A 20443-nucleotide genomic window follows, 5' to 3' on the forward strand; every position below is an offset into this window, starting at 1 on the left:
GCGTGCGAAAGCGTCGATAAAGCGAGGATAACGTCGCGGCGGCGCGCGGGCGTCGCGAACGCCGGGGCCGCACAGCGCGCGGCATGCGCTGCGTCAGCCCGATAGCAGGCGGGCGGGCGCGGGAAGCGCCGGCAGCGCCGCCTGGCGTTCAGCGCACGGCGTGGTCGAGTTCCGGGTAGTGCCGGAAAATGCCGGTCTCGTTGAACGGCAAACGCCGCTCCGAAGCCAGATACGCGGCGATGTGCGGGCGCGCCGCCACCGCGTCGTGCAGCGCGACCACGTGCGGATAGTGATCGGCGAAATGTTTCGTGGCCTTCGGAAACGCATAGCGCAGCCCTTCGACGATCTGGAACATCGAAAGATCGACGTAACTGAGCGCGTTGCCGACCATGTGGCGCGGCCCGTCGGGATTCTGCGCCAGCACGCGCTCGAAATAGCCCATGAATTTCGGAATGCGATGCGCGATGAAATCCTTCGAGCGCGCCTTCGCCTCGTCTTTCTGGTCCTCGTAATAGAGGCCGCTCGCGATCGGATGATGCGTGTCGTGTGCTTCGGTCACCAGATCGGCGATCGTCAATTGCAAGCCGTTCGCAATGATCCGCAGACCCTCGTCGCGCGGCGCGAGCTTGAGCTTCGGCCCAAGGTAGAACAGGATGTTGGCCACGTGCGGCACGATCAGCTCGCCGTCCTTCAGAAACGGCGGCGCGTAGGGCGGATACGGGTCGTCGCTGTCCAGTTCGGCCATCATCGCGCCGATGCCCTGGCCATCGTCCTTCGAGCCGCGCGCCACGTCGATATACGGCGCCTTCGCTTCTTCCAGCGCGAGCCGCACGAATTCGCCCCGGCCTTGCAGGCCGTCCCAGTAATACAGTTCGTATGCCATCGGTCGTCCCCCTGGTCGAGCCGCCGCCTGAACGTCGGGCGGCAGTGGACAGTATGGCTCGCAACCGGCGCGCCTGGATTGCGCGTGCCCCCGGCGCACAAACGCCAAAAGCCCCGCGGCGGGCGGGGCTGACGGCGCTGTTGGCGCTGACGGGAAGGGCGGCGCGGGCGGCTCCCGCTCGGCCGCGGATCATGCGCGGGTCATCCGAACAGACGCTCCACGCCCCAGGTGATCGCGAGGCCGCCGAGCGTCAGCCACACGTAGAGGATGAACCCCGTCGTCAGCGCACGCGGACCGGCCTGGCGGATCTGCGAGACGCGCGTTTCGATGCCGAGCGCGGTCATGGCCATCGTGAGCGCGAAGGTGTCGAGCGTGTTCAGCGTCGAGGTGGCCGCTTCGGGCAGTACGTGCAGCGAATTCACCACCACCAGCGCGAGGAAGCCGAGCGCGAACCAGGGCACCGCGAGCTTGCGGGCGCCGTGGTGCGCTTCGTGCTGCGCACCGTGCGCCTTGCTGGCGACGGCCTGGCGCGCCGAGCGGTTCAGCCACACGCCGAGCACGAGCAGCACCGGCACGAGCAGCATGACGCGCGTCATCTTGACGATGGTGGCGATATGCGTGGCCTCGGGGCTCACGTTGCTCGCCGCGCCCACGACCTGCGCGACTTCGTGGATCGTGCCGCCGAAGAACAGGCCCGCGCCGACCGTGTCGAGATGAAGCCAGCCCGCGCGGTACAGCAGCGGATAGAGGAACATCGAGAGCGTGCCGAACAGCACCACGCTGCCCACGGCCATCGCGCTCTTGTGCGGCTTCGATTGCAGCGTCGACTCGAAGGCGAGCACGGCGGCCGCGCCGCAGATCGCGCTGCCTGCCGCCGTGAGAATGGCGGTGTCGCGATCGAGCTTCATGACTTTCATGCCGACCCACGTGCCGATCACGAGCGTGCTCACGACGATGGCGACCGACTCGACGAGCCCCGGCACGCCCACCTGCGCGATTTCCTGCAGGCTCACGCGCAACCCGAAGAAGGCGACGGCGATGCGCAGCAGCTTGCGCGCCGAGAAGTTGACGCCGGCGGCCCAGCTTTCGGGCATGCCGTCGCGCAAGGCGTTGCCGTAGACGGCGCCCGCGACGATGCCGACGATCAGCGGGCTCAGGCCCAGATTGGCGATGGCGGGCAGCGCGGCGACGCGCGTGACGGCGGCCGCGAACAGGGCGACGAACAACACGCCGTTCAGTTGGCCGCGTGTAGACGACGGGGAATGCGCAAGCGTGGTCGATGGGGTGGACATGACGGTTATCCAGTTAAGTATCGAGCGAATGCGCTAATCCTAATTTAGATATAACGATATGAATAATCGTCATTTACGAAGTAAAATATAGGTCAACCTTATAGATCTACGCCATGACCCCGGAGCAACTGATAACGTTCGCCGCCGTCGCGGAGCACCGCAACATCAGCCGTGCCGCGATGGCGCTGCATCTGTCGCAGCCCGCCGTGTCGGGGCAATTGCGGCTGCTGCAGGAGGAATTCGGCGAGCCGCTGTATCAGCGCGACGGCCGCGGCGTGCGGCTCACGCCCACCGGCGAGCAGCTCGCGGCCTATGCGGCGCGCCTGCGCGACACCTGGCGCGACGCTCAGGCGTTCCGTGACGCGCTGCGCGGGCTCGAACGCGGCACGCTGCGCATCGGCGCGAGCACCACGCCCGCGAGCTACCGGCTGCCGTATCTGGTCGCGGCGTTTCACCGGCGCTATCCCGACGTCAAGCTCGAAACCGCGAGCGGCAACACCTCGGACGTCGTCGCCATGCTCGGCCAGCTCGATATCGCGCTGGTGGAAGGGCCGGTGGGCGAGCAGTTGCCCGCCGATACCGCCGTGCATCCGTGGCACGAGGACGAGATCGTGGCCATCGTGCCGCGCGGGCATCCGCTGATCGCACAACTCGATGAACGCGAACGCGCGACTGCCACACCGTCACCGACACCGCCGCGCTGCGACTTGAGCGCGTTCGCCGACTGGCCGCTGGTGCTGCGCGAGGACGGCTCGGGCGTGCGCCAGCTCGTCGAGCGCGCGTTCGCGCGCGCCGCCGTGCCCATGCGCGTCGCACTCGAAATCGCGGGCGTGGAGGGGGTGAAAGAGGCCGTGCGCGCGGGCATGGGCATCGGTTTCGTCTCGGCGATGTCGATGCGCCACGAAGACGGCGCGCTGGGGCAGATCCGCATCGGCCCGGAACCACTGGCGCGGCGCTTTTCGATCCTCGTGCCGCACGCGGGCGCGGCTTCGCGGGTCGCCCAGCGCTTTCTTGAACTCTGTCTGCTCGATACGCCCGATGACGGCAGCGCGGCGGCCAGGTTCCCGCCGTGATTTAGGGGATTTCCACAATGGCGACGCGCGGCGCCTCGGCGCACTATTCGGCCATCGATCGGGCGCTTCACGCGCCTTTTTTCGGAACCTGATTGGAACCGGTTCCAAAGCAAATATGAAGCAATGAGAAAGGGTGCCGGATCGCGCAAATCGCGCTCCGGCCGGCCCGGAAACAGGAAGACGACGATGGCGGAAGTGGCAATTGTGGCGAGCGCGTTCGGCGCCGGGGCGATCCGGCGAGACGGACACGCGACGTGGCTGGAGGTCGCGAAAGCGGGCGGCGCGCACGCTTTCGAGGTGCGGCGCGAATTGATGGACGACGCCGACGCCAGCCTCGACGCGCTGCGCAGCCTCGGCACGGCATTTGCGGACGCGCAGATGTGGTCCGTGTGGTCGACGCCCGATTCGCTCTACGCCGAGGACGGCGCGCTCGACGCATCCGCGCTGCGCGAGGCGGTGGCGTGCGCTCAGGCGCTCGGTGCGCGGTTCGTGAAGCTTCAGCTCGGCGGTTTCGCCGGCGACGCGCACGCGGCGCATCTGGCCGACGTGCTCGCGGAACTGGGCGCGAAGGCCGCAAAGGCCACAACGAACGTCGTAGCAAGCGAAACGCGTTTGCCGCGCGTGGTCGTCGAAAACGGCCAGCTTGAAATGGGCGGTCGTCTCGCGCAATTCACCGGGCTGTTTCGCGCGCTGCGTGCGAGCGGCCACGACGGGCTGCTTGGCATGACGTTCGATATCGGCAACTGGCAATGGACCGGCGAAGCGCCGCTGATGGCCGCCGTGGCGCTCGCGCCGCACGTCGAGTACATCCACTGCAAGGCCGTGCAGGGCGAGGGCGCGCGGCGCTTCCCCTGCGCGCCCACCGCCGACGATCCGCTGTGCCGCGCCGCACTCGCGCGCCTGCCGTCGGACGTGCCGCGCGGCATCGAATTTCCGTTCGACGAGACGCGCCTCGCCGACGACGCCGCGCGCTACGTGAGCTGGCTCGGCGCCGCCTGAAGCGCGCCTCAAAGCACACCTCAACGCACACGAACGGCCCGCATTCTCTCCATTCAGGAACGCATTCCATGAACCACTCACTCGATGTCATCACTTATGGCGAGGCGATGGCGATGTTCGTCGCCGCCGAAACCGGTCCGCTGCACGGCGTCGCGCAGTTCACGAAGCGCGCGGCGGGCGCCGAACTCAACGTGGCGACCGGCCTCGCGCGCCTCGGCTTCAAGGTGGGCTGGATGAGCCGCGTCGGCGACGACTCGTTTGGCCGCTTCGTGCGCGCGGTGCTCGAACAGGAAGGCATCGACACGCAATGCGTGGCCACCGACGAGCGCTTTCCCACCGGTTTCCAGCTCAAGTCCCGATGCGACGACGGCAGCGATCCCGCCATCGAATATTTCCGTCGCGGCTCGGCGGCGAGCCATTTGTCGATCGGCGACTTCAAGCGCGGCTACGTGCTCGGCGCGCGCCATCTGCATCTGAGCGGCGTCGCGCCCGCGATCTCCGCCACCTCGCGCGAACTCGCGTTCCTGCTTGCGCGCGAAATGCGTGAAGCGGGCCGCACGATCAGCTTCGACCCGAACCTGCGCCCGACGCTGTGGGGCTCCGAACCCGAGATGGTCGCGACGCTCAACGAACTCGCGCGGCTCGCCGACTGGGTGTTCCCAGGCGTGAACGAAGGCCGCATTCTCACGGGCTCCGACGATCCCGCGCTGATCGCGCGTTTCTATCTGGAGCGCGGCGCGCGCGGCGTGGTCGTGAAGCTCGGCGCGGAAGGCGCGTACTTCGAGACCGCCGAGGGCGCGTACGGCCACGTGCAGGCGCAGCCGGTGGAGAAGGTGGTCGATACCGTGGGCGCCGGCGACGGTTTCGCCGTGGGCGTGGTCAGCGCGCTGCTCGAAGGCCGCACGCTGCCCGAAGCGGTGGCGCGCGGCAACCGCATCGGCGCGCTCGCGGTGCAGGTGATCGGCGACTCGGAAGGCTTGCCCACGCGCGCGCAGCTCGACGCGCTCGAAGCGCAGGAAGCGCAGGAAACGCCCGCTACTGTCGATCTCACCGATACCGCTCACGCCGCATAAAACACGCCACACCTCGCATCACTACGAAGCAGCCTGAAACGGCAAAAGCCGGGCGCAATTGAACCGCCGCCCGGCAGCCATCCGCCATGCAGGGGGCCGCACGAGGCGCAGCCGCGCCCGATGCGATCAACAGGAGACATCGATGACCTCAACCTCGCTCGCACCGCGCCGCTGGTGGGCGATCATGCCGATCGTGTTCATCACGTACAGCCTCGCGTATCTCGACCGCGCGAATTACGGCTTCGCGTCGGCGGCCGGCATCAATCGCGACCTGGGCATCAGCCCGGCGCTCTCGTCGCTGATCGGCGCGCTGTTCTTTCTCGGCTACTTCTTCTTCCAGATTCCGGGCGCGGTCTACGCCGAACGCCGCAGCGTGCGCAAGCTCGTGTTCGTGAGCCTCGTGTTGTGGGGCGGCTGCGCGGCGCTCACCGGCATCGTCTCCAACATTCCCTCGCTGATGGCGATCCGCTTCGTGCTCGGCGTCGTCGAGGCCGCGGTGATGCCCGCGATGCTCATCTACATCAGCAACTGGTTCACCAAGAGCGAACGCTCGCGCGCGAACACCTTCCTGATCCTCGGCAATCCGGTCACGGTGCTGTGGATGTCGGTGGTCTCGGGCTATCTCGTGCACGCGTTCGGCTGGCGTCATATGTTCATCGCCGAGGGCGTGCCCGCCGTGGTGTGGGCCGTGTGCTGGTGGTGCCTCGTGCGCGACAAACCCGCCCAGGTGACGTGGCTCTCGAACGACGAAAAGCGCGCGCTCGACGCCGCGTTCCGCGCCGAACAGGCCGCCATCAAGCCGGTCAAGAATTACGCCGAAGCGTTTCGCACGCCGGCGGTCATGCTGCTTTCGGCGCAGTACTTCTGCTGGAGCATCGGCGTGTATGGTTTCGTGCTGTGGCTGCCGTCGATCGTGAAGAACGGCTCGGCGCTCGGCATGGTCGAAACGGGCTGGCTCTCGGCATTGCCGTATCTCGCTGCTACCATCGCGATGCTCGCGGCGTCGTGGGCGTCGGACAAGCTCGACAATCGCCGCGCCTTCGTGTGGCCGTTCCTGCTGGTCGGCGCGCTCGCCTTCGCGGGTTCGTACGCGCTCGGCACGACGCACTTCTGGTTTTCGTACGCGCTGCTGATCGTGGCGGGCGCGGCGATGTACGCGCCGTATGGCCCGTTCTTCGCGATCGTGCCGGAGCTGCTGCCGAAGAACGTCTCGGGCGGCGCGATGGCGCTGATCAACAGCATGGGCGCGCTCGGTTCGTTCGTGGGCTCGTACGTGGTCGGCTATCTGAATGGCGCGACCGGCTCGCCTGCGGCATCCTATGCGTTCATGAGCGCGGCGCTGGTGGCCGCGGTGGGTCTCACGCTCGCCGTCAAGCCGCAGCGCGACGACGCGGCTGGCTATGCCGCGCCAGTACATGGAAAATAACGCTTTCAAGAACATCGTCACACCGTCCCGACCGCATTGAAGCATTCGAGAGATAGCGCACCTATGAAGCAGAAAATCGTTGCCTACAAAGCCTTGCCCGACGACGTCACCGCGTATCTGCGCGAGCACGCCGAAGTCGAATTCGTCGATGGCAACAACGCCGAAGCGCTCGCCGCCGCGCTCAAGGACGCCGACGGCGCGATCGGCGCGAGCGTGAAGGTGACGCCCGCGATGCTCGACGGCACGCGCATCAAGGCGCTGTCGACCATCTCGGTCGGCTTCGACCAGTTCGACGTGGCCGACCTCACGCGACGCGGCATCGTGCTCGCGCACACGCCCGACGTGCTGACCGAATCGACCGCCGACACCGTGTTCTCGCTGATCCTCGCGAGCGCGCGGCGCGTGGTCGAACTGGCCGACTGGGTGAAGGCGGGCCACTGGAAGGGCAGTATCGGCGCACCGCAATTCGGCGTGGACGTGCAGGGCAAGACGCTCGGCATCGTCGGGCTCGGACGCATTGGCGGGGCGGTCGCGCGGCGCGCGGCGCTGGGCTTCAACATGAACGTGCTCTACACCAACCGCAGCCCGAACGAGACGGCCGAGCGCGAGTATGGCGCGCGCCGCGTCGAACTCGACACGCTGCTCGCGGAGTCGGATTTCGTCTGCCTGCAGGTGCCGCTGACCGACGCCACGCGCCACATGATCGGCGCGGAGCAGTTCCGCAAGATGAAGAAGAGCGCGATCCTGATCAACGCCTCGCGCGGCGCGACCGTCGACGAACCGGCGCTGATCGCCGCGCTCGAAGCGGGCACGATTCACGGCGCGGGGCTCGACGTGTTCGATCAGGAACCGATCGATCCGGCGTCGCCGCTGCTGCGCATGCCGAACGTGGTGGCGCTGCCGCACATCGGCTCGGCCACGCACGAAACGCGTCACGCGATGGCGCGCAACGCCGCCGAAAACCTCGTCGGCGCGCTCGCGGGCACGCTGCGCAACAACATCGTCAATCGCGAGGTGCTCGCGCGATGAGCATGGGCGTGGACGGCGGCCATCGAGACACTCAGGCAGACCCGCACGCAGACGCCCCGGCGGCCGCGCCGCGCCGCGCGACGATCAGCGACGTGGCGCGCGAGGCGGGCACCGGCAAGACCAGCATTTCGCGCTATCTGAACGGCGAGTTGTCGGTGCTGTCGCCCGATCTGCGTGCGCGCATCGAAGCCGCCATTGAGCGCCTCGACTACCGGCCCAACCAGATGGCGCGCGGCCTCAAGCGCGGCCGCAACCGTCTGCTCGGGCTGCTGCTCGCCGACCTCGCCAATCCGTATTCGGTCGAAGTGCTGCAAGGCGTGGAGTCGGCGTGCCATGCGCTCGGCTACATGCCGCTGATCTGTCACGCCGCCAACGAAGTCGACATGGAGCGGCGCTATCTGCAACTGCTGACGACGTATCGCGTGGAAGGCGTGATCGTGAATGCGCTCGGCGTGCGGGAGTCGATGCTCAAGCCGGTCGGCAGCGGCGGCATTCCGGCCGTGCTGGTGGACCGCACCGTCGACGGCCTCGACGCCGACGTGGTCGGTCTCGACAATGCGGCGGCCGTGCGTCTCGGCGTCGAGCATCTGCTCGAGCGCGGTTACGACGACCTCGTGTTCGTGGTGCAGCCGTTCGAACACGTGAGTTCGCGGCGCGAGCGCGAAGCGGCGTTTCGCCACGCGACGCAGGACGCACAGCATGCCAAAACCGTCGCGCACGCGACGCAGGTGCTCGATCTGCGCGAGGAAGACGCCGTCGCGCCCGCGCTCGACGCACTCGACGCGCATCTCGCCCAGGCCGCGAAGCGTGGCGCGCGCTGCGCGCTGTTCGCGGCGAATGCGCCGGTCGCACTGCGCCTCGCGCTGCATCTGAAAGCGCGCTTCGGCGCGCAATGGCCGCAGCACGTGGGCCTGATCGCCATCGACGATCCCGAATGGGCCGAACTCGCCGGCATCACGACGATCCGCCAGCCGACGCGCGAGATCGGCTATCGCGCCGTGGAATTTCTGCACGAGCGCATCGAAGGCGCGGCGCCCGCCGCGCGCGCGGCGGCATTTCCCGGCGAACTCGTCGTGCGCGCGTCGACGCTCGGCTGAACGCCGCAGCGCCCGGACAAAAACGCGCGCGACGCGCCATGGGCGCGCAGCCGGGGCTGCGCGAGCCGCCCGATATCTGCGATGATTCGGGCTGCGGCGCGCGCCCGGCGCGCCGGATGTCACAAGGAAACCCATGCACGTAGATCCGGTCACGCTCGTCTGCCTGTCGCTCGCCACGCTGTTCGTCGCCGTTTTGCCCATTACCGTCTATCGCCGGCTGCGCAAGCCGTTCCGATTCGACTGGCGCGACACCATTTCCGGCGTCGCGGTGTTCGCCTTGTTTGCGACCGTGCTCGAACGCGGACTCAACGACTTCGTGCTGCATCAGAATCCGGCCACGGCGCAACTGTTCGAAAATCCGCTCGCCTTCGTGCTCTACGGCGCGCTCGCGGCGGGCGTCTGCGAAGAAGTGGGGCGCTACATCGCGATGCGCATGCTCGCGCGCCGCGGCGGGCGTCTGCCCAACACGCCCGTCGACAGCACGGGCCTCGCCTACGGCATCGGCCACGGCGGCGCGGAGGCGTGGTTCGTCGGCGTGCTCGTGCAGTTGCAGTGGATCTTCTTCGCGGTGCTCGCCAATCGCGGCGAGCTCGATACGCATCTGAGCAATCTCACGATGGATTCGGTGCTGCGCGTGCATCTGGTGCTCGCCACGCTGTCGCCGCTGCAGGCCGGCATTTTCGCGCTCGAACGCACGGCGGCCTTCGTGTTCCAGATCGGTCTGTCGGTGCTGATGTGGCGCGGCGTACAGGCGGGACGCAAGTCGATCCTGCCGCTCGCGATCGTGCTGCACGCGCTGATCGACGTGCCCGCGGCGATGTTCCAGGCGCGACTCGTGCCGCTCGTCGCCGTCGATGCGCTCTATGCGGTCGTGGCAGTCGCGGTGGCCGTCGTGCTGTTCCGCCGCTGCGCGCCCGGACGCCCCGCGCGCGCCGTCTGATAGAGTCCTGCACCGCAGCGCTTTTTCACTTTTTTGGTCAGCGATGGAAGACTATCTGTTTGAATGCGCGAGTCCCGATTTCGAGGAGCTCGCGCGCGTGATCGCCGATCTGTTTCCGGAACAGACGCGTTTTAGCGAGCAGCCCGCCGATAACGGCGCGCCGCTCCTCGTCGTGCATTGGGTGGCGATGCGCATGGGCGCCGCCGCACGCCGCATGACGCTCTCGGTGGCCATCGCGCCCGCCGCGCTCGCGCGTTACCGCGCGCTGCCGCCGCGTTTGCGCGGACGCAGCTTCGCGGTGTTGCGCGCCTACGTGGAAGCGACCATCGGCTCGCTCGAGGAGCAGCATGCGAAGGGCGAGGAAACGCCGCGCGACGTGACGCTCGCGCTGGACGAAGAGTTTGCCTGAGCGCGACGGACGCCCAATGAAGCGACGAGCGCGTCGCTCAGTCCGCCAGCCGGTAGACCTTCGCAAAACGCGCGGCTTTGACGACGCCGTAATCGCCGGGTGCGTATTGCATGACCCAGTCGCCGGCCGCGCCGGTGAGGCGGTCGCCGCCCGCCGAGCGCACGATAGTGAACGGTTCGTCGATCCGTTTGGCGAGCACCACGGACGGGCGGTTGCGATACGCGCCGGGCGTGCCGTGCGCGAGCGCGGCATCGGCGGGCAGGTATTTCGGATCGAAACGGTCGCGCGAGACCACCCAGCGTTCGCCGGTTGCGCCGGTGATGATCGCGTCGCCTTGCGCGTAGCGGTTCGGGCCTTCGAGGCTCATCAGCTCGCCGGGCGCGGCGGCGAATTCGACCGTCACGGTTTCGTCCTTGACGACGCGTTGCGCGGCGGGATCGGTGGCGAGGTCGAGTTGGTTCAGTTCGATCATGGTGGCGGAAGGCGCAGAAAGCAGGGAAAGCGGAAAACGACTGCCTGAAATATAGGCTAGAAAAGCGGCCCGCAAATACAGTCCGGAAATACCGTCCGGAAATACCGTCCGGAAATACCGTCCGGAAATACCGTCCGGAAGCGCAGTCCAGAAATACAGAAAGGCCGGGCATGATGCCCGGCCTTCGCAGGTTCCGCAAGGCTTCGCCGCTTCGAGCCGTGGCCCTGCAGCGGCGCAGCCTCCAGCGAGCTTACTCGGCTGCCGGCGCGCTTGCGGCTTCCGCGCCGCTGGCTGCCGCTGCGGGCGCCTTCGACTTCGGCTTGCCCTTGTGCTTGCCGTGAGCCGGACCCTTCGCGCCCGGACCCGGGCCGCGGTGACGGAAGGTGGTGTCGGCGAGCTTCTTCTGTTCCGGCGAGAGGCTGGTGTAGAGCGGCTCGAAAGCCGTCACGAGCTTCTGCATGTCTTCGGCGTGCGCCTGGCTGATCTGCGCGTACTGCTTCATGTCGTCGAGCGCGTTACGCGACGTTTCGCTGTCCGCGCGCTGCTTGTACAGCGTGGCCATCGTCTCGCCGTTGTTGCGCATCGTGTCGGCGAACGCCTTCCATTGCGGCTCCTGCTCGGGCGTGATCTTCAGCGCCGAGTGCAGGTAAGCGATACGCTCTTCCACGCGTTGCTGATGCTGTGCAGCGCGCACGTCGGCACCCGACGCCGCGGCAGCCGCAGGCGTGGACGCGGCGGTTTGCGCGAACGCACCGCTCATGGACAGCGTAGCGGCCAGGATGACGAAAGCTTTCTTCATTGTTGCTCCTTGAATCTTCGTTTCGTAGCGAGTAGGCGCGTTACCCGGCAGCGAGGCCGGGTTAACAGCCGATATTAGTACCACGTTATCGTGTAAAAGCGGCTGCGATGCCACAACTGCTTACAAACGAAACGCTCCGAAATACCCTGAAATACGCAGTGCGCATCGCATTTCGGCTCGCATGAAGGTGGCGGCGTGCTTTCGCTGTCGTGGCCACGCGCGCGATAATGGCGCGAGCTTCTTAACGTTTCTTCACATAGAGAGCCGCTTCCTCGATGAGACCGCCGCGCCTCGACCAACTCGACGACCTCGACCGCAGCCTCGTCGCGCTGCTGCAGGAAAACGCGCGCGAAAGCGTGGCCAATCTCGCGCGTCAGCTCGACGTCGCGCGCACCACGGTGCTCGCGCGCATCGCGCGGCTCGAACGCACGCAGGTGATCGCCGGTTATGGCGTGCGCCTGGGCCAGGACGTGCTCGACGCGAGCCTGCAGGCGTGGGTCGGACTGATCATCGCGCCGCGTCACGGGCCGGACGTGCAGAAGCGGCTCGGCAAGATGCCCGAGGTGCAGTTGCTCTGCGCGGTGAGCGGCGAATACGACTACGTGGCGTGGCTGCGCGCCGATTCGCCCGATCGGCTGAACGATCTGCTCGACCAGATCGGCGGCATGCAGGGCGTGGAGCGCACGACCACGTCGATCGTGCTCGCGCGCAAGATCGACCGCGGTACGGTGATGGGCTGAAGCGGATTGGGGTGGATTGAAGCGGATTGGGGTGGATTGAAGCGGATTGAAGCGCACCGACGCGGTTTGCCGCGGCGCGTTTTTACGCTGTTTTTACCCTTTTTCGTCACTCTGACGAAAACCTTCGTCGAAATGACGAAAGTCGACGACAAAGCGCATCATTTTGCGCCTATCAACTGATTTTGCACCTCCCTAGACTGTCTGCGAACGGGCGCCGCAAGCCCATCGATCACAGAACATGAAAAGGAGAGGCGAGATGAAAGTCGCGATTGCAGGCGCCGGCCTGATTGGCCACACCATTGCTCACATGCTGCGCGAAACCGGCGACTACGAAGTGGCCGCGCTCGACCGCGATGCACGCGCGCTCGACGCGCTTTCGGCGCAGGGCATTCCCACCGTGCGCGTCGACTCCGCCGACGCCGCCGCGCTGCGCGGCGCGCTCGAAGGCTACGACGTGCTGATCAACGCGCTGCCGTATTACCTCGCCGTGAATGTCGCGTCAGCGGCCAAGGGTGCGGGCGTGCATTATTTCGATCTGACCGAGGACGTGCGCGCCACGCATGCGATCCGCGCGCTCGCCGAAGGCGCCGATCACGCGTTCATGCCGCAATGCGGTCTCGCGCCGGGCTTTATCGGCATCGCGGCGCACGCGCTCGCGAGCCGCTTCACCGAGATCCGCGAAGTGAAAATGCGCGTCGGCGCGCTGCCGCAGTTTCCGACCAATGCGCTCAAATACAACCTCACGTGGAGCGTGGACGGTCTCATCAACGAATACTGCCAGCCCTGTGAAGCGATTCGCGACAGCCGCATGCAATGGGTGCAGCCGCTCGAAGGACTCGAACATTTTTCGCTCGACGGCGTCGAGTACGAGGCGTTCAACACCTCGGGCGGACTCGGCACGCTGTGCGAAACGCTGTCGGGCCGCGTGGAGTCGCTCGACTACAAGTCGGTGCGTTATCCTGGGCATCGCGCGCTGATGCAATTCCTGCTCGAAGATCTGCGTCTTTCAGGCGACCGCGACACGCTCAAGAACATCATGCGCCGCGCGATTCCGTCGACCGAGCAGGACGTCGTGCTGATCTTCATGACCGTCACCGGCATGCGCAACGGCCAGCTCGTGCAGGAAGTCTTCACGCGCAAGATCTTCGCGAAGACCGTCTGCGGCATGCCGATGAGCGCGATCCAGATCACCACGGCCGGTTCGATGTGCGCGGTGCTCGATCTGTTCCGCGAGAAGCGTCTGCCGCAAGCGGGCTTCGTGCGTCAGGAGCAGGTGTCGCTGCCGCAATTCCTCGCCAACCGCTTCGGTCAGGTGTACGAGGGCGCGACGCTCGATGCGCGTGCTCCGGCGGCGGTGGTCTAAGTCAGGTGGGAAGCAGAGGCGGCCGCGGCGTTCAGTCGGCGGCCGCCGTCACAACGATTGCAGGCGCTGCAATAGCGCGTCGTAGTCCGCGTCGGTGGGCGAGGTGGTGTCGAACGCGATCAGCGCGTCGAGTGCCGCGCCGACCGGGTCGATGCGGCGCTGCCGGTAATCGTCCCAATGCGCGAGCTTCCAGGCGTCGTCCGGATGGGCGCGCGCCACGATGCGGTGCTGTGCGGTCGCTTCGTCGCAGCGCACCCAAACGGCCGCCACTTTCACATCGGCGTCCACGCCCAGCCACGCACGATCGGTGAGACGCCGCTCACGCGCCTCGCGCGACAGCGGCGCGACCACCAGCACGCTCACGCCGAGTGCGAGATTCTCGCGGGCCGTGTCGAGCAGCCCCTGGTATTCGGGATCGCGCAGATGGTGGAGAAACAGCGGGCTGTCGCGGTCATGCGGGTCCTGACCGAGCGCGCTGAGCGTCGCGGCGCTCGTGCGGCCATAGAGCGTGTCCTTGTCGAGCAGGCAGAACGGTTCGCCCGTCGCGCGCGCCAGCGGGCCGATCAGGCGTTTGGCGAGCGAAGTTTTGCCCGTGCCGGCGTGACCGCACACCATCACGAGTCTCGTCACGAACGGCTTTCCGGTGCTGCCGGCACACGGGCGCGGCCATCGTCGCCGCTGGAGGCCGGGGTGTCGCCGGGCCGCTCGAAGAACTTGCCGTTCGCATCGAGCCACATCACGTTGATGATGCCGAAGCCGAGCGCGACGCCAATGCCGAGTATCCACGTGAAATACCACATCGCTCGCGTCCTCCTGCGGGTGCCCGATGAATTTCGGGACAGCATACTCCATCGCCGCGCGCCTCGTGCCGCCGCGCGTATATCATGGGACCGCACGCGAACATCGCGACATCGGCCTGACCGGCCGGTCGCGCATCACCGGCGAATGACAGAACAAACGAGGGGAGAGCGTCCATGCGAGCGAGCGGAGTGAGCGTGTCGTCGTCGGGGAGCGGGGCGGGAGGCAGGATGCGCAACCGGCGGGCGTCGCTTGCCGCGGTCTCGTGCGCCGCCCTGACAGTGGCGCTGAGTCTGCTCATGTGCCTGACGCTCGGCGGCTGCGCCGAGGAGCGCGCGGCCGCCGCGCCGTTCAAGCCGGTCCCGGCCGCACGCATCCTCAAGCCCGGCTACACCACGCCCGGCGAAGGGCTCGTGGCCGTGGACGTGCGTCGCGAGCGCACCGGCAACGTGATCGTCAAATTCCGCGACGCGCCCGTCTACCTCGACGGCGAGCGCGTCACCGACCTGATGGACGGCGAGCACGTCACGTTCTACCTGAAACCCGGCGTGCACCGCATCGGCGTCTCGACGCAGTTCGATCCGGTCGTCGAACTGCGTTTTCTCGTCGACGCCCGTTATACGAGCTTCGCCAGCGTAACGTTCGACAAGGATCATCGGATCGGCATCCGGCGCGTGCCGCACTGAGGCGGCCGCGTCCGCGCCCGCCGAGGCGCCGCACTGACCCGGGCGCGGAACCTGCTAGCCAGCGGCCTGGTCAATCCAGCGCTTACACTGGGAACCGCTTCAGCGAAACGATTCAACTTCAGGACGAGCGGCTTGCAAAGCTTTCAGTTTCCGCACGCCGCCAGGACGAACACGACATGCTCATCAATTGCGCCGCGTATCAGGGCGGCAAGAAACTGGCCGACATCGATGTCGAGGCCATCAGCGACTATCTGCAGAAACCGGAGTGCTTCGTCTGGGTCGCACTCAAGGATCCCGACGCGGGCGAGATGGCCGCGATGCAGGAGGAATTCGGGCTGCACGTGCTCGCGATCGAAGACGTGATGAACGGCAACCAGCGCCCGAAGATCGAGGAATACGGCGACACGCTGTTCGCGGTGTTCCACACGATCGAACTCGACGCCGACAGCGAACTCGTGACCGGCCAGGTCAACGTGTTCGCGGGCAAGAATTTCGTGCTCTCGGTGCGCCACCGCGCGCAGCAGGGTTTCACCGACGTGCGCGCGCGCTGCGAGCGCGAGCCGGAACTGCTCAGCGAAGGCTCGGGTTTCGTGCTCTACGCGCTGATGGACAGCGTGGTCGATCGCTACATGCCGGTGCTCGAATCGCTCGCGAGCGAAATCGAGGAACTGGAGGACCGCATCTTCGAGAAGCACAATCTCGCGGCCTCGCGCGCCATCATCGAAGATCTCTATTCGCTCAAGCGCCGTTTCGTGATCTTCCAGCATCACGTCACGCCGCTGCTCGACGCCGTCGGCAAGCTGATCGGCGGGCGCATTCCGCAGATCTGCGCGGGCATGCAGGCGTATTATCGCGACGTGTACGACCACCTCGTGCGCCTGTCCAACACGATCGACGCGCGCCGCGAAATGATCGTCACGGCGATCCAGGTGAATCTCGGCATGATTTCGCTCGCCGAGAACGAGGTGACCAAGCGGCTCGGCTCGTTCGCGGCCCTGTTCGCCGTGCCGACCATGATTGCGGGTATCTACGGGATGAACTTCGAACGCATTCCCGAGCTACATTACAAATACGGCTACGAAACCTGTCTGGCCGTGATGGCCGGCATCGACATCGTGCTGTACTTTCTGTTCCGCCGCGGCGGGTGGCTCTGAGTCAAACTCCGGGTCAAACCGCCGCCAGGACGGGTGGCCGCATGGCAGGACTGAAGGCGTAACACGCAGAGAAGAGAAGGACCGGCATCCCGTCCACCGTTTCGGGATGCTTGCAAACGTTTGCGCATAACCAGAAATACGGCCCGCACCGGGCCAGACAAACCGGAGACACAAACGATGAACTTCCGCATCCGCCGTCGCGTGCTGTGCACGGCCGTCGCCCTCGCCACCGTCGCGCTCACGCCGCTCGCCGCTCATGCGCAGGCGGCGGCCCACAAGCCCAAGGTCGCGCTCGTCATGAAGTCGCTCGCCAACGAGTTCTTCCTGACCATGGAAAACGGCGCGAAGGACTACCAGAAGCACAACGCCGGCGCCTTCGACCTCGTCACCAACGGCATCAAGAACGAAACCGATACGGCCGCGCAGATCCAGATCGTCGAGCAGATGATCGTCTCGAAGGTCGACGCCATCGTGCTCGCGCCCGCCGACTCGAAAGCGCTCGTGCCGGTCGTGAAGAAGGCCGTGGACGCGGGCATCATCGTCGTGAACATCGACAACCGGCTCGATCCCGACGTGCTCAAGTCGAAGAACCTGAACGTGCCGTTCGTCGGGCCGGACAACCGCAAGGGCGCGCGCCTCGTCGGCGACTACCTCGCGAAGAAGCTCAAGGCGGGCGACCAGGTGGGCATCGTGGAAGGCGTGTCGACGACCACCAACGCGCAGCAGCGCACGGCCGGCTTCAAGGACGCGATGGACGCGCTCGGCGCGAAGATCGTGTCCACCCAGTCGGGCGAGTGGGAAATCGACAAGGGCAATGCGGTGGCCTCGGCCATGCTCAACGAGTATCCCGACCTGAAGGCGCTGCTCTGCGGTAACGACAACATGGCGATCGGCGCGGTCTCGGCCGTGCGCGCGGCGGGCAAGCAGGGCAAGGTCTACGTGGTGGGCTACGACAACATCGACGCCATCAAGCCGATGCTCAAGGACGGCCGCGTGCTCGCGACCGCCGACCAGTACGCCGCCAAACAGGCCGTGTTCGGCATCGATACCGCCCTCAAGGCCATCAAGGAGCACAAGAAGCAATCCGATCTGTCGGGCGTGGTGGAAACGCCCGTGGTGCTGGTCACGAAGTAAGCGCCGTGCATGGCGCGCGGCGCGCACACGCTATGCATGCCGAATTTTCGGCGTGCATAACGGTGCAACCGACGCGCGGCGATTTCCCGGTGCGGCGGGCGCGCGGCCATTCTTCATACTTTTCGTGCAATAAGCGCTCAAGAAAGCTGCGGCGCCGCCGTTATTTCGTCGGTGATGGGCGCGTGTGCATCCGGGCGGCGGGAAGGCCCGTTTTCCCGCGCCGTCGCCTGACGATGTCCGGGCCAGCCGCCCGGCGTCGCAACCGCGGGATCGTCCGGATGGCAACCGCCCGGACGCGCCGGCGGAACCACGAGGCGTGCCCGCGGACCTGGGCGGCGCAGCCCGCGACTACAGGATCGTGATGGATGCAATTGCCCCCGACACCCACCCGGTAGCCACGGCCGACGCCGTGCTGACGGTCAAGGGCGTCGGCAAGACCTACGAGCAGCCCGTACTCGCCGACGTCAGCCTTGCGCTGCACGCCGGCGAGGTGCTTGCGCTCACGGGCGAGAACGGCGCAGGCAAAAGCACGCTTTCGAAGATCGTGGGCGGCCTGACCGCGCCGAGCGCCGGTGCGATGACGCTGGGCGGGCAGACTTACGCGCCCGCGAGCCGCAACGACGCCGAGGCGCTCGGCGTGCGCATGGTGATGCAGGAGCTGAACCTGCTGCCGACGCTGTCGGTCGCGGAGAACCTGTTTCTGAACCGGCTGCCGCGTTCGCGCGGCTTCGGTGCGCTGGGCTGGACGGGATGGATCGATCGCGCGCGCCTGCGCGAGGACGCACGCGCCGCGATGGCCCAGGTCGGACTGGAGGCGATCGACCCGGACACGCTCGTGGGCGAACTCGGGATCGGCCATCAGCAGCTCGTGGAGATCGCGCGCAATCTGATCGTCGACGAAACGCAGGGCGGTGCGCCGCTGCGCGTGCTCATCCTCGACGAACCGACGGCGATGCTCACGGGCCGCGAAGTCGAATTGCTGTTCGAGCAGATCGCGCGGCTCAAGGCGCGCGGCGTGGCGCTCGTCTATATCTCGCACCGGCTCGAAGAGCTGGAGCGCATCGCGCAGCGTGTGGCGGTGTTGCGTGACGGCCGCCTCGTGCGCGTCGACGCGATGGCGAATCTCACGCCCGAGCGCATCGTCGCGCTGATGGTGGGACGCGAGCTGGGCGAGCAGATCGATCTGGGCGAGCGGCGCATCGGCGCGCCCTTGCTCAAGGTGGACGGTTTGAGCCGGGCGAACGCGGTGCGCGACGTTTCGTTCGAGGTGCGCGCCGGTGAGATTTTCGGCGTGTCGGGATTGATCGGCGCGGGCCGCACGGAGTTGATGCGCCTGATCTACGGCGCCGATACGAAAGAGCGCGGCACGGTGGCGCTCGCGGGCAAGGACGGCGGCGCGCCGCAGCCGGTGAAGATCGATTCGCCCGTGGACGCGGTACGCCACGGCATCGCGCTCATCACCGAGGATCGCAAGGGCGAAGGGCTGCTGCTGCCGCAACCAGTCGCGGCCAACGTGTCGCTCGGCAACGTGGGGGCCGTGGCGCGGTACGGCATCGTGGACGCGGCGCGCGAAAACGCGCTCGCGCGCACGCAGATCGAGGCGCTGCGCATTCGCACGGCGGGTCCCGGCCAGCCGGTGGGCGAGCTGTCGGGCGGCAACCAGCAGAAGGTCGTGATCGGCCGCTGGCTTGCGCGGCGCATCAACAGCGACGTGCGCGTGCTGCTGTTCGACGAGCCGACGCGCGGCATCGACGTCGGCGCGAAGTTCGACATCTATGCGCTGATGGGCGCACTGGCGCGCGAAGGCCGCGCGCTCGTGGTGGTGTCGAGCGATCTGCGCGAACTGATGCTGATTTGCGACCGCATCGGCGTGATGTCGGCAGGCCGGATGACGGGGATATTCGCGCGCGGCGCGTGGAGTCAGGACGCGTTGCTTGGCGCCGCGTTCGCGGGCTATCGCGCCGAGGACGCCATGCTCGCGGACGCGGCCGATCTGCCGGCCGCCGGCGACGTGCACACAGACGCAGGAGGTAGCGCTTCATGACGAACGGACCGTTGCGCGAACCGGCAACGAATCAGCCCGCGCCGCAAGCCGCGAGCGGCAAGCCCGCGGGCACGCGTTTCGGCTTCTCGAATTACCTCGGGCTGGCGCTCGCGCTGGTCGCGATGATCGTACTGTTCTCGCTGTTGAGTTCGCACTTCCTGACATACGATACGTTCAGTACGATCGCGAACCAGATTCCCGATCTCGTCGTGATGTCGGTGGGCATGACCTTCGTGCTGATCATCGCGGGCATCGATCTGTCCGTGGGCTCGGTGCTTGCGCTGGGCGCGTCGGTCGTGAGCGTCGCGGCGCTCAAATGGGGACTCGGCGCGCTGCCTTCCGCCGTGCTCGGCGTGCTGGCCGCGGCGGCCACGGGCACGCTCACGGGCGCGGTCACGGTGGGCTGGCGGATTCCGTCGTTCATCGTGTCGCTGGGCGTGCTGGAAGCCGCGCGCGGCTTCGCGTACCAGATGACGAATTCGCGCACGGCCTATATCGGCGACGCATTCGATTTTCTCTCGAATCCGATCGCGTTCGGCATCTCGCCCGCGTTCCTGATCGCCGTCGCGGTCATGGTGATCGCGCAGCTGGTGCTCACGCGCACGGTGTTCGGCCGCTATCTGATTGGTATCGGTACCAACGAGGAAGCGGTGCGGCTCGCGGGCGTCGATCCGCGGCCCTACAAGGTGATCGTGTTCGCGCTGATGGGCGCGCTGTCCGGGCTCGCGGCGCTGTTTCAGGTGTCGCGCCTCGAAGCCGCCGATCCGAACGCGGGCGTCGGGCTGGAGCTGCAGGTGATCGCGGCCGTGGTGATCGGCGGCACGAGTCTGATGGGCGGGCGCGGTTCGGTGATCAGCACGTTTTTCGGCGTGTTGATCATCTCCGTGCTGGCGGCGGGGCTTGCGCAGATCGGCGCGAACGAGCCGACCAAACGCATCATCACCGGCGCGGTGATCGTGGTGGCGGTGGTGCTCGATACGTATCGCAGCCGGCGCGGCAAACGCAAGGCTTGATGGGCGTCGGAAGGGAATC

21 protein-coding genes are annotated in these 20443 nt (G+C 66.9%); 15 read left to right on the top strand and 6 right to left on the bottom strand.

The genetic code is table 11. The features are described 5' to 3' along the window. Positions 1-148 precede the first annotated feature (148 nt). A complete protein-coding gene (locus G5S35_RS06920) occupies positions 149-883 on the bottom strand; it encodes a glutathione S-transferase (protein WP_110329154.1) in 735 nt (244 codons plus the stop codon). Between the two features lie 200 nt (positions 884-1083). Continuing rightward, positions 1084-2175: a YeiH family protein gene (locus tag G5S35_RS06925; RefSeq protein WP_065064702.1), complete on the bottom strand. Its 1092-nt coding sequence runs from the start codon at positions 2173-2175 to the stop codon at positions 1084-1086. Positions 2176-2288: 113 nt separating this feature from the next. On the opposite strand from G5S35_RS06925, the gene G5S35_RS06930 reads away from it, so the two are divergent. From G5S35_RS06930 to G5S35_RS06965, 8 genes are all read left to right on the top strand, one after another. Next, on the top strand, positions 2289-3248 hold the full coding sequence (locus G5S35_RS06930) for a LysR substrate-binding domain-containing protein (protein ID WP_183038768.1): 960 nt from the start codon (positions 2289-2291) through the stop codon (positions 3246-3248). Between the two features lie 186 nt (positions 3249-3434). After that, the gene (locus G5S35_RS06935; protein WP_183038769.1) at positions 3435-4247 is read left to right on the top strand and encodes a sugar phosphate isomerase/epimerase family protein; all 813 of its coding nucleotides are present in this window, start codon (positions 3435-3437) and stop codon (positions 4245-4247) included. A gap of 68 nt (positions 4248-4315) precedes the next feature. Next, entirely contained in the window at positions 4316-5320 is a 1005-nt protein-coding gene (locus G5S35_RS06940) for a sugar kinase (protein WP_183038770.1), read from the top strand. Between the two features lie 142 nt (positions 5321-5462). After that, positions 5463-6746 carry an MFS transporter gene (locus G5S35_RS06945; protein WP_074984101.1) on the top strand — a complete coding sequence of 428 codons (1284 nt, stop codon included), beginning with the start codon at positions 5463-5465 and terminating at the stop codon, positions 6744-6746. A 63-nt stretch (positions 6747-6809) separates the two neighbouring features. Further along, positions 6810-7775: an NAD(P)-dependent oxidoreductase gene (locus tag G5S35_RS06950; RefSeq protein WP_110329158.1), complete on the top strand. Its 966-nt coding sequence runs from the start codon at positions 6810-6812 to the stop codon at positions 7773-7775. Between the two features lie 2 nt (positions 7776-7777). After that, positions 7778-8872: a LacI family DNA-binding transcriptional regulator gene (locus tag G5S35_RS06955; RefSeq protein ID WP_065064714.1), complete on the top strand. Its 1095-nt coding sequence runs from the start codon at positions 7778-7780 to the stop codon at positions 8870-8872. Positions 8873-9005: 133 nt separating this feature from the next. Further along, positions 9006-9812 carry a YhfC family intramembrane metalloprotease gene (locus G5S35_RS06960; RefSeq protein ID WP_065064716.1) on the top strand — a complete coding sequence of 269 codons (807 nt, stop codon included), beginning with the start codon at positions 9006-9008 and terminating at the stop codon, positions 9810-9812. A 43-nt stretch (positions 9813-9855) separates the two neighbouring features. Then, complete coding sequence (locus G5S35_RS06965) at positions 9856-10221, top strand: DUF3022 domain-containing protein (protein ID WP_065064718.1); 366 nt, start codon at positions 9856-9858, stop codon at positions 10219-10221. 37 nt (positions 10222-10258) lie between these two features. On the opposite strand, the gene G5S35_RS06970 is transcribed toward G5S35_RS06965, so the two are convergent. Continuing rightward, the gene (locus tag G5S35_RS06970; protein WP_183038771.1) at positions 10259-10693 is read right to left on the bottom strand and encodes a PGDYG domain-containing protein; all 435 of its coding nucleotides are present in this window, start codon (positions 10691-10693) and stop codon (positions 10259-10261) included. A gap of 250 nt (positions 10694-10943) precedes the next feature. Next, complete coding sequence (locus G5S35_RS06975) at positions 10944-11492, bottom strand: Spy/CpxP family protein refolding chaperone (protein ID WP_074984106.1); 549 nt, start codon at positions 11490-11492, stop codon at positions 10944-10946. A gap of 275 nt (positions 11493-11767) precedes the next feature. Here G5S35_RS06975 and G5S35_RS06980 point away from each other — a divergent pair, with 275 nt between their 5' ends. Further along, positions 11768-12232, top strand: a complete 465-nt coding sequence (locus tag G5S35_RS06980; protein WP_065064724.1) for an Lrp/AsnC family transcriptional regulator — start codon at positions 11768-11770, stop codon at positions 12230-12232. Positions 12233-12488: 256 nt separating this feature from the next. Continuing rightward, on the top strand, positions 12489-13595 hold the full coding sequence (locus G5S35_RS06985) for a saccharopine dehydrogenase family protein (RefSeq protein ID WP_065064726.1): 1107 nt from the start codon (positions 12489-12491) through the stop codon (positions 13593-13595). Between the two features lie 48 nt (positions 13596-13643). On the opposite strand, the gene G5S35_RS06990 is transcribed toward G5S35_RS06985, so the two are convergent. Further along, on the bottom strand, positions 13644-14225 hold the full coding sequence (locus G5S35_RS06990) for a P-loop nucleotide/nucleoside kinase family protein (RefSeq protein WP_074984108.1): 582 nt from the start codon (positions 14223-14225) through the stop codon (positions 13644-13646). Continuing rightward, complete coding sequence (gene cydX / locus G5S35_RS39395) at positions 14222-14395, bottom strand: cytochrome bd-I oxidase subunit CydX (protein WP_074984110.1); 174 nt, start codon at positions 14393-14395, stop codon at positions 14222-14224. Before cydX ends, G5S35_RS06990 begins: the two co-directional genes overlap by 4 nt. Positions 14396-14692: 297 nt before the next feature. Between cydX and G5S35_RS07000 the strand changes: the two genes are divergently transcribed. From G5S35_RS07000 to G5S35_RS07020, 5 genes are all read left to right on the top strand, one after another. After that, positions 14693-15079 carry a hypothetical protein gene (locus G5S35_RS07000; protein ID WP_231957737.1) on the top strand — a complete coding sequence of 129 codons (387 nt, stop codon included), beginning with the start codon at positions 14693-14695 and terminating at the stop codon, positions 15077-15079. 176 nt (positions 15080-15255) lie between these two features. Further along, the gene (corA, locus tag G5S35_RS07005; protein ID WP_065064734.1) at positions 15256-16233 is read left to right on the top strand and encodes a magnesium/cobalt transporter CorA; all 978 of its coding nucleotides are present in this window, start codon (positions 15256-15258) and stop codon (positions 16231-16233) included. 177 nt (positions 16234-16410) lie between these two features. Continuing rightward, positions 16411-17367: a sugar ABC transporter substrate-binding protein gene (locus G5S35_RS07010; protein WP_074984113.1), complete on the top strand. Its 957-nt coding sequence runs from the start codon at positions 16411-16413 to the stop codon at positions 17365-17367. A gap of 361 nt (positions 17368-17728) precedes the next feature. Beyond that, entirely contained in the window at positions 17729-19411 is a 1683-nt protein-coding gene (locus G5S35_RS07015; RefSeq protein WP_110329162.1) for a sugar ABC transporter ATP-binding protein, read from the top strand. Then, entirely contained in the window at positions 19408-20424 is a 1017-nt protein-coding gene (locus tag G5S35_RS07020) for an ABC transporter permease (RefSeq protein ID WP_065064740.1), read from the top strand. Before G5S35_RS07015 ends, G5S35_RS07020 begins: the two co-directional genes overlap by 4 nt. Positions 20425-20443 lie beyond the last annotated feature (19 nt).

The organism is Paraburkholderia tropica (genome assembly GCF_014171495.1).
GTDB classification, from domain to species: domain Bacteria; phylum Pseudomonadota; class Gammaproteobacteria; order Burkholderiales; family Burkholderiaceae; genus Paraburkholderia; species Paraburkholderia tropica.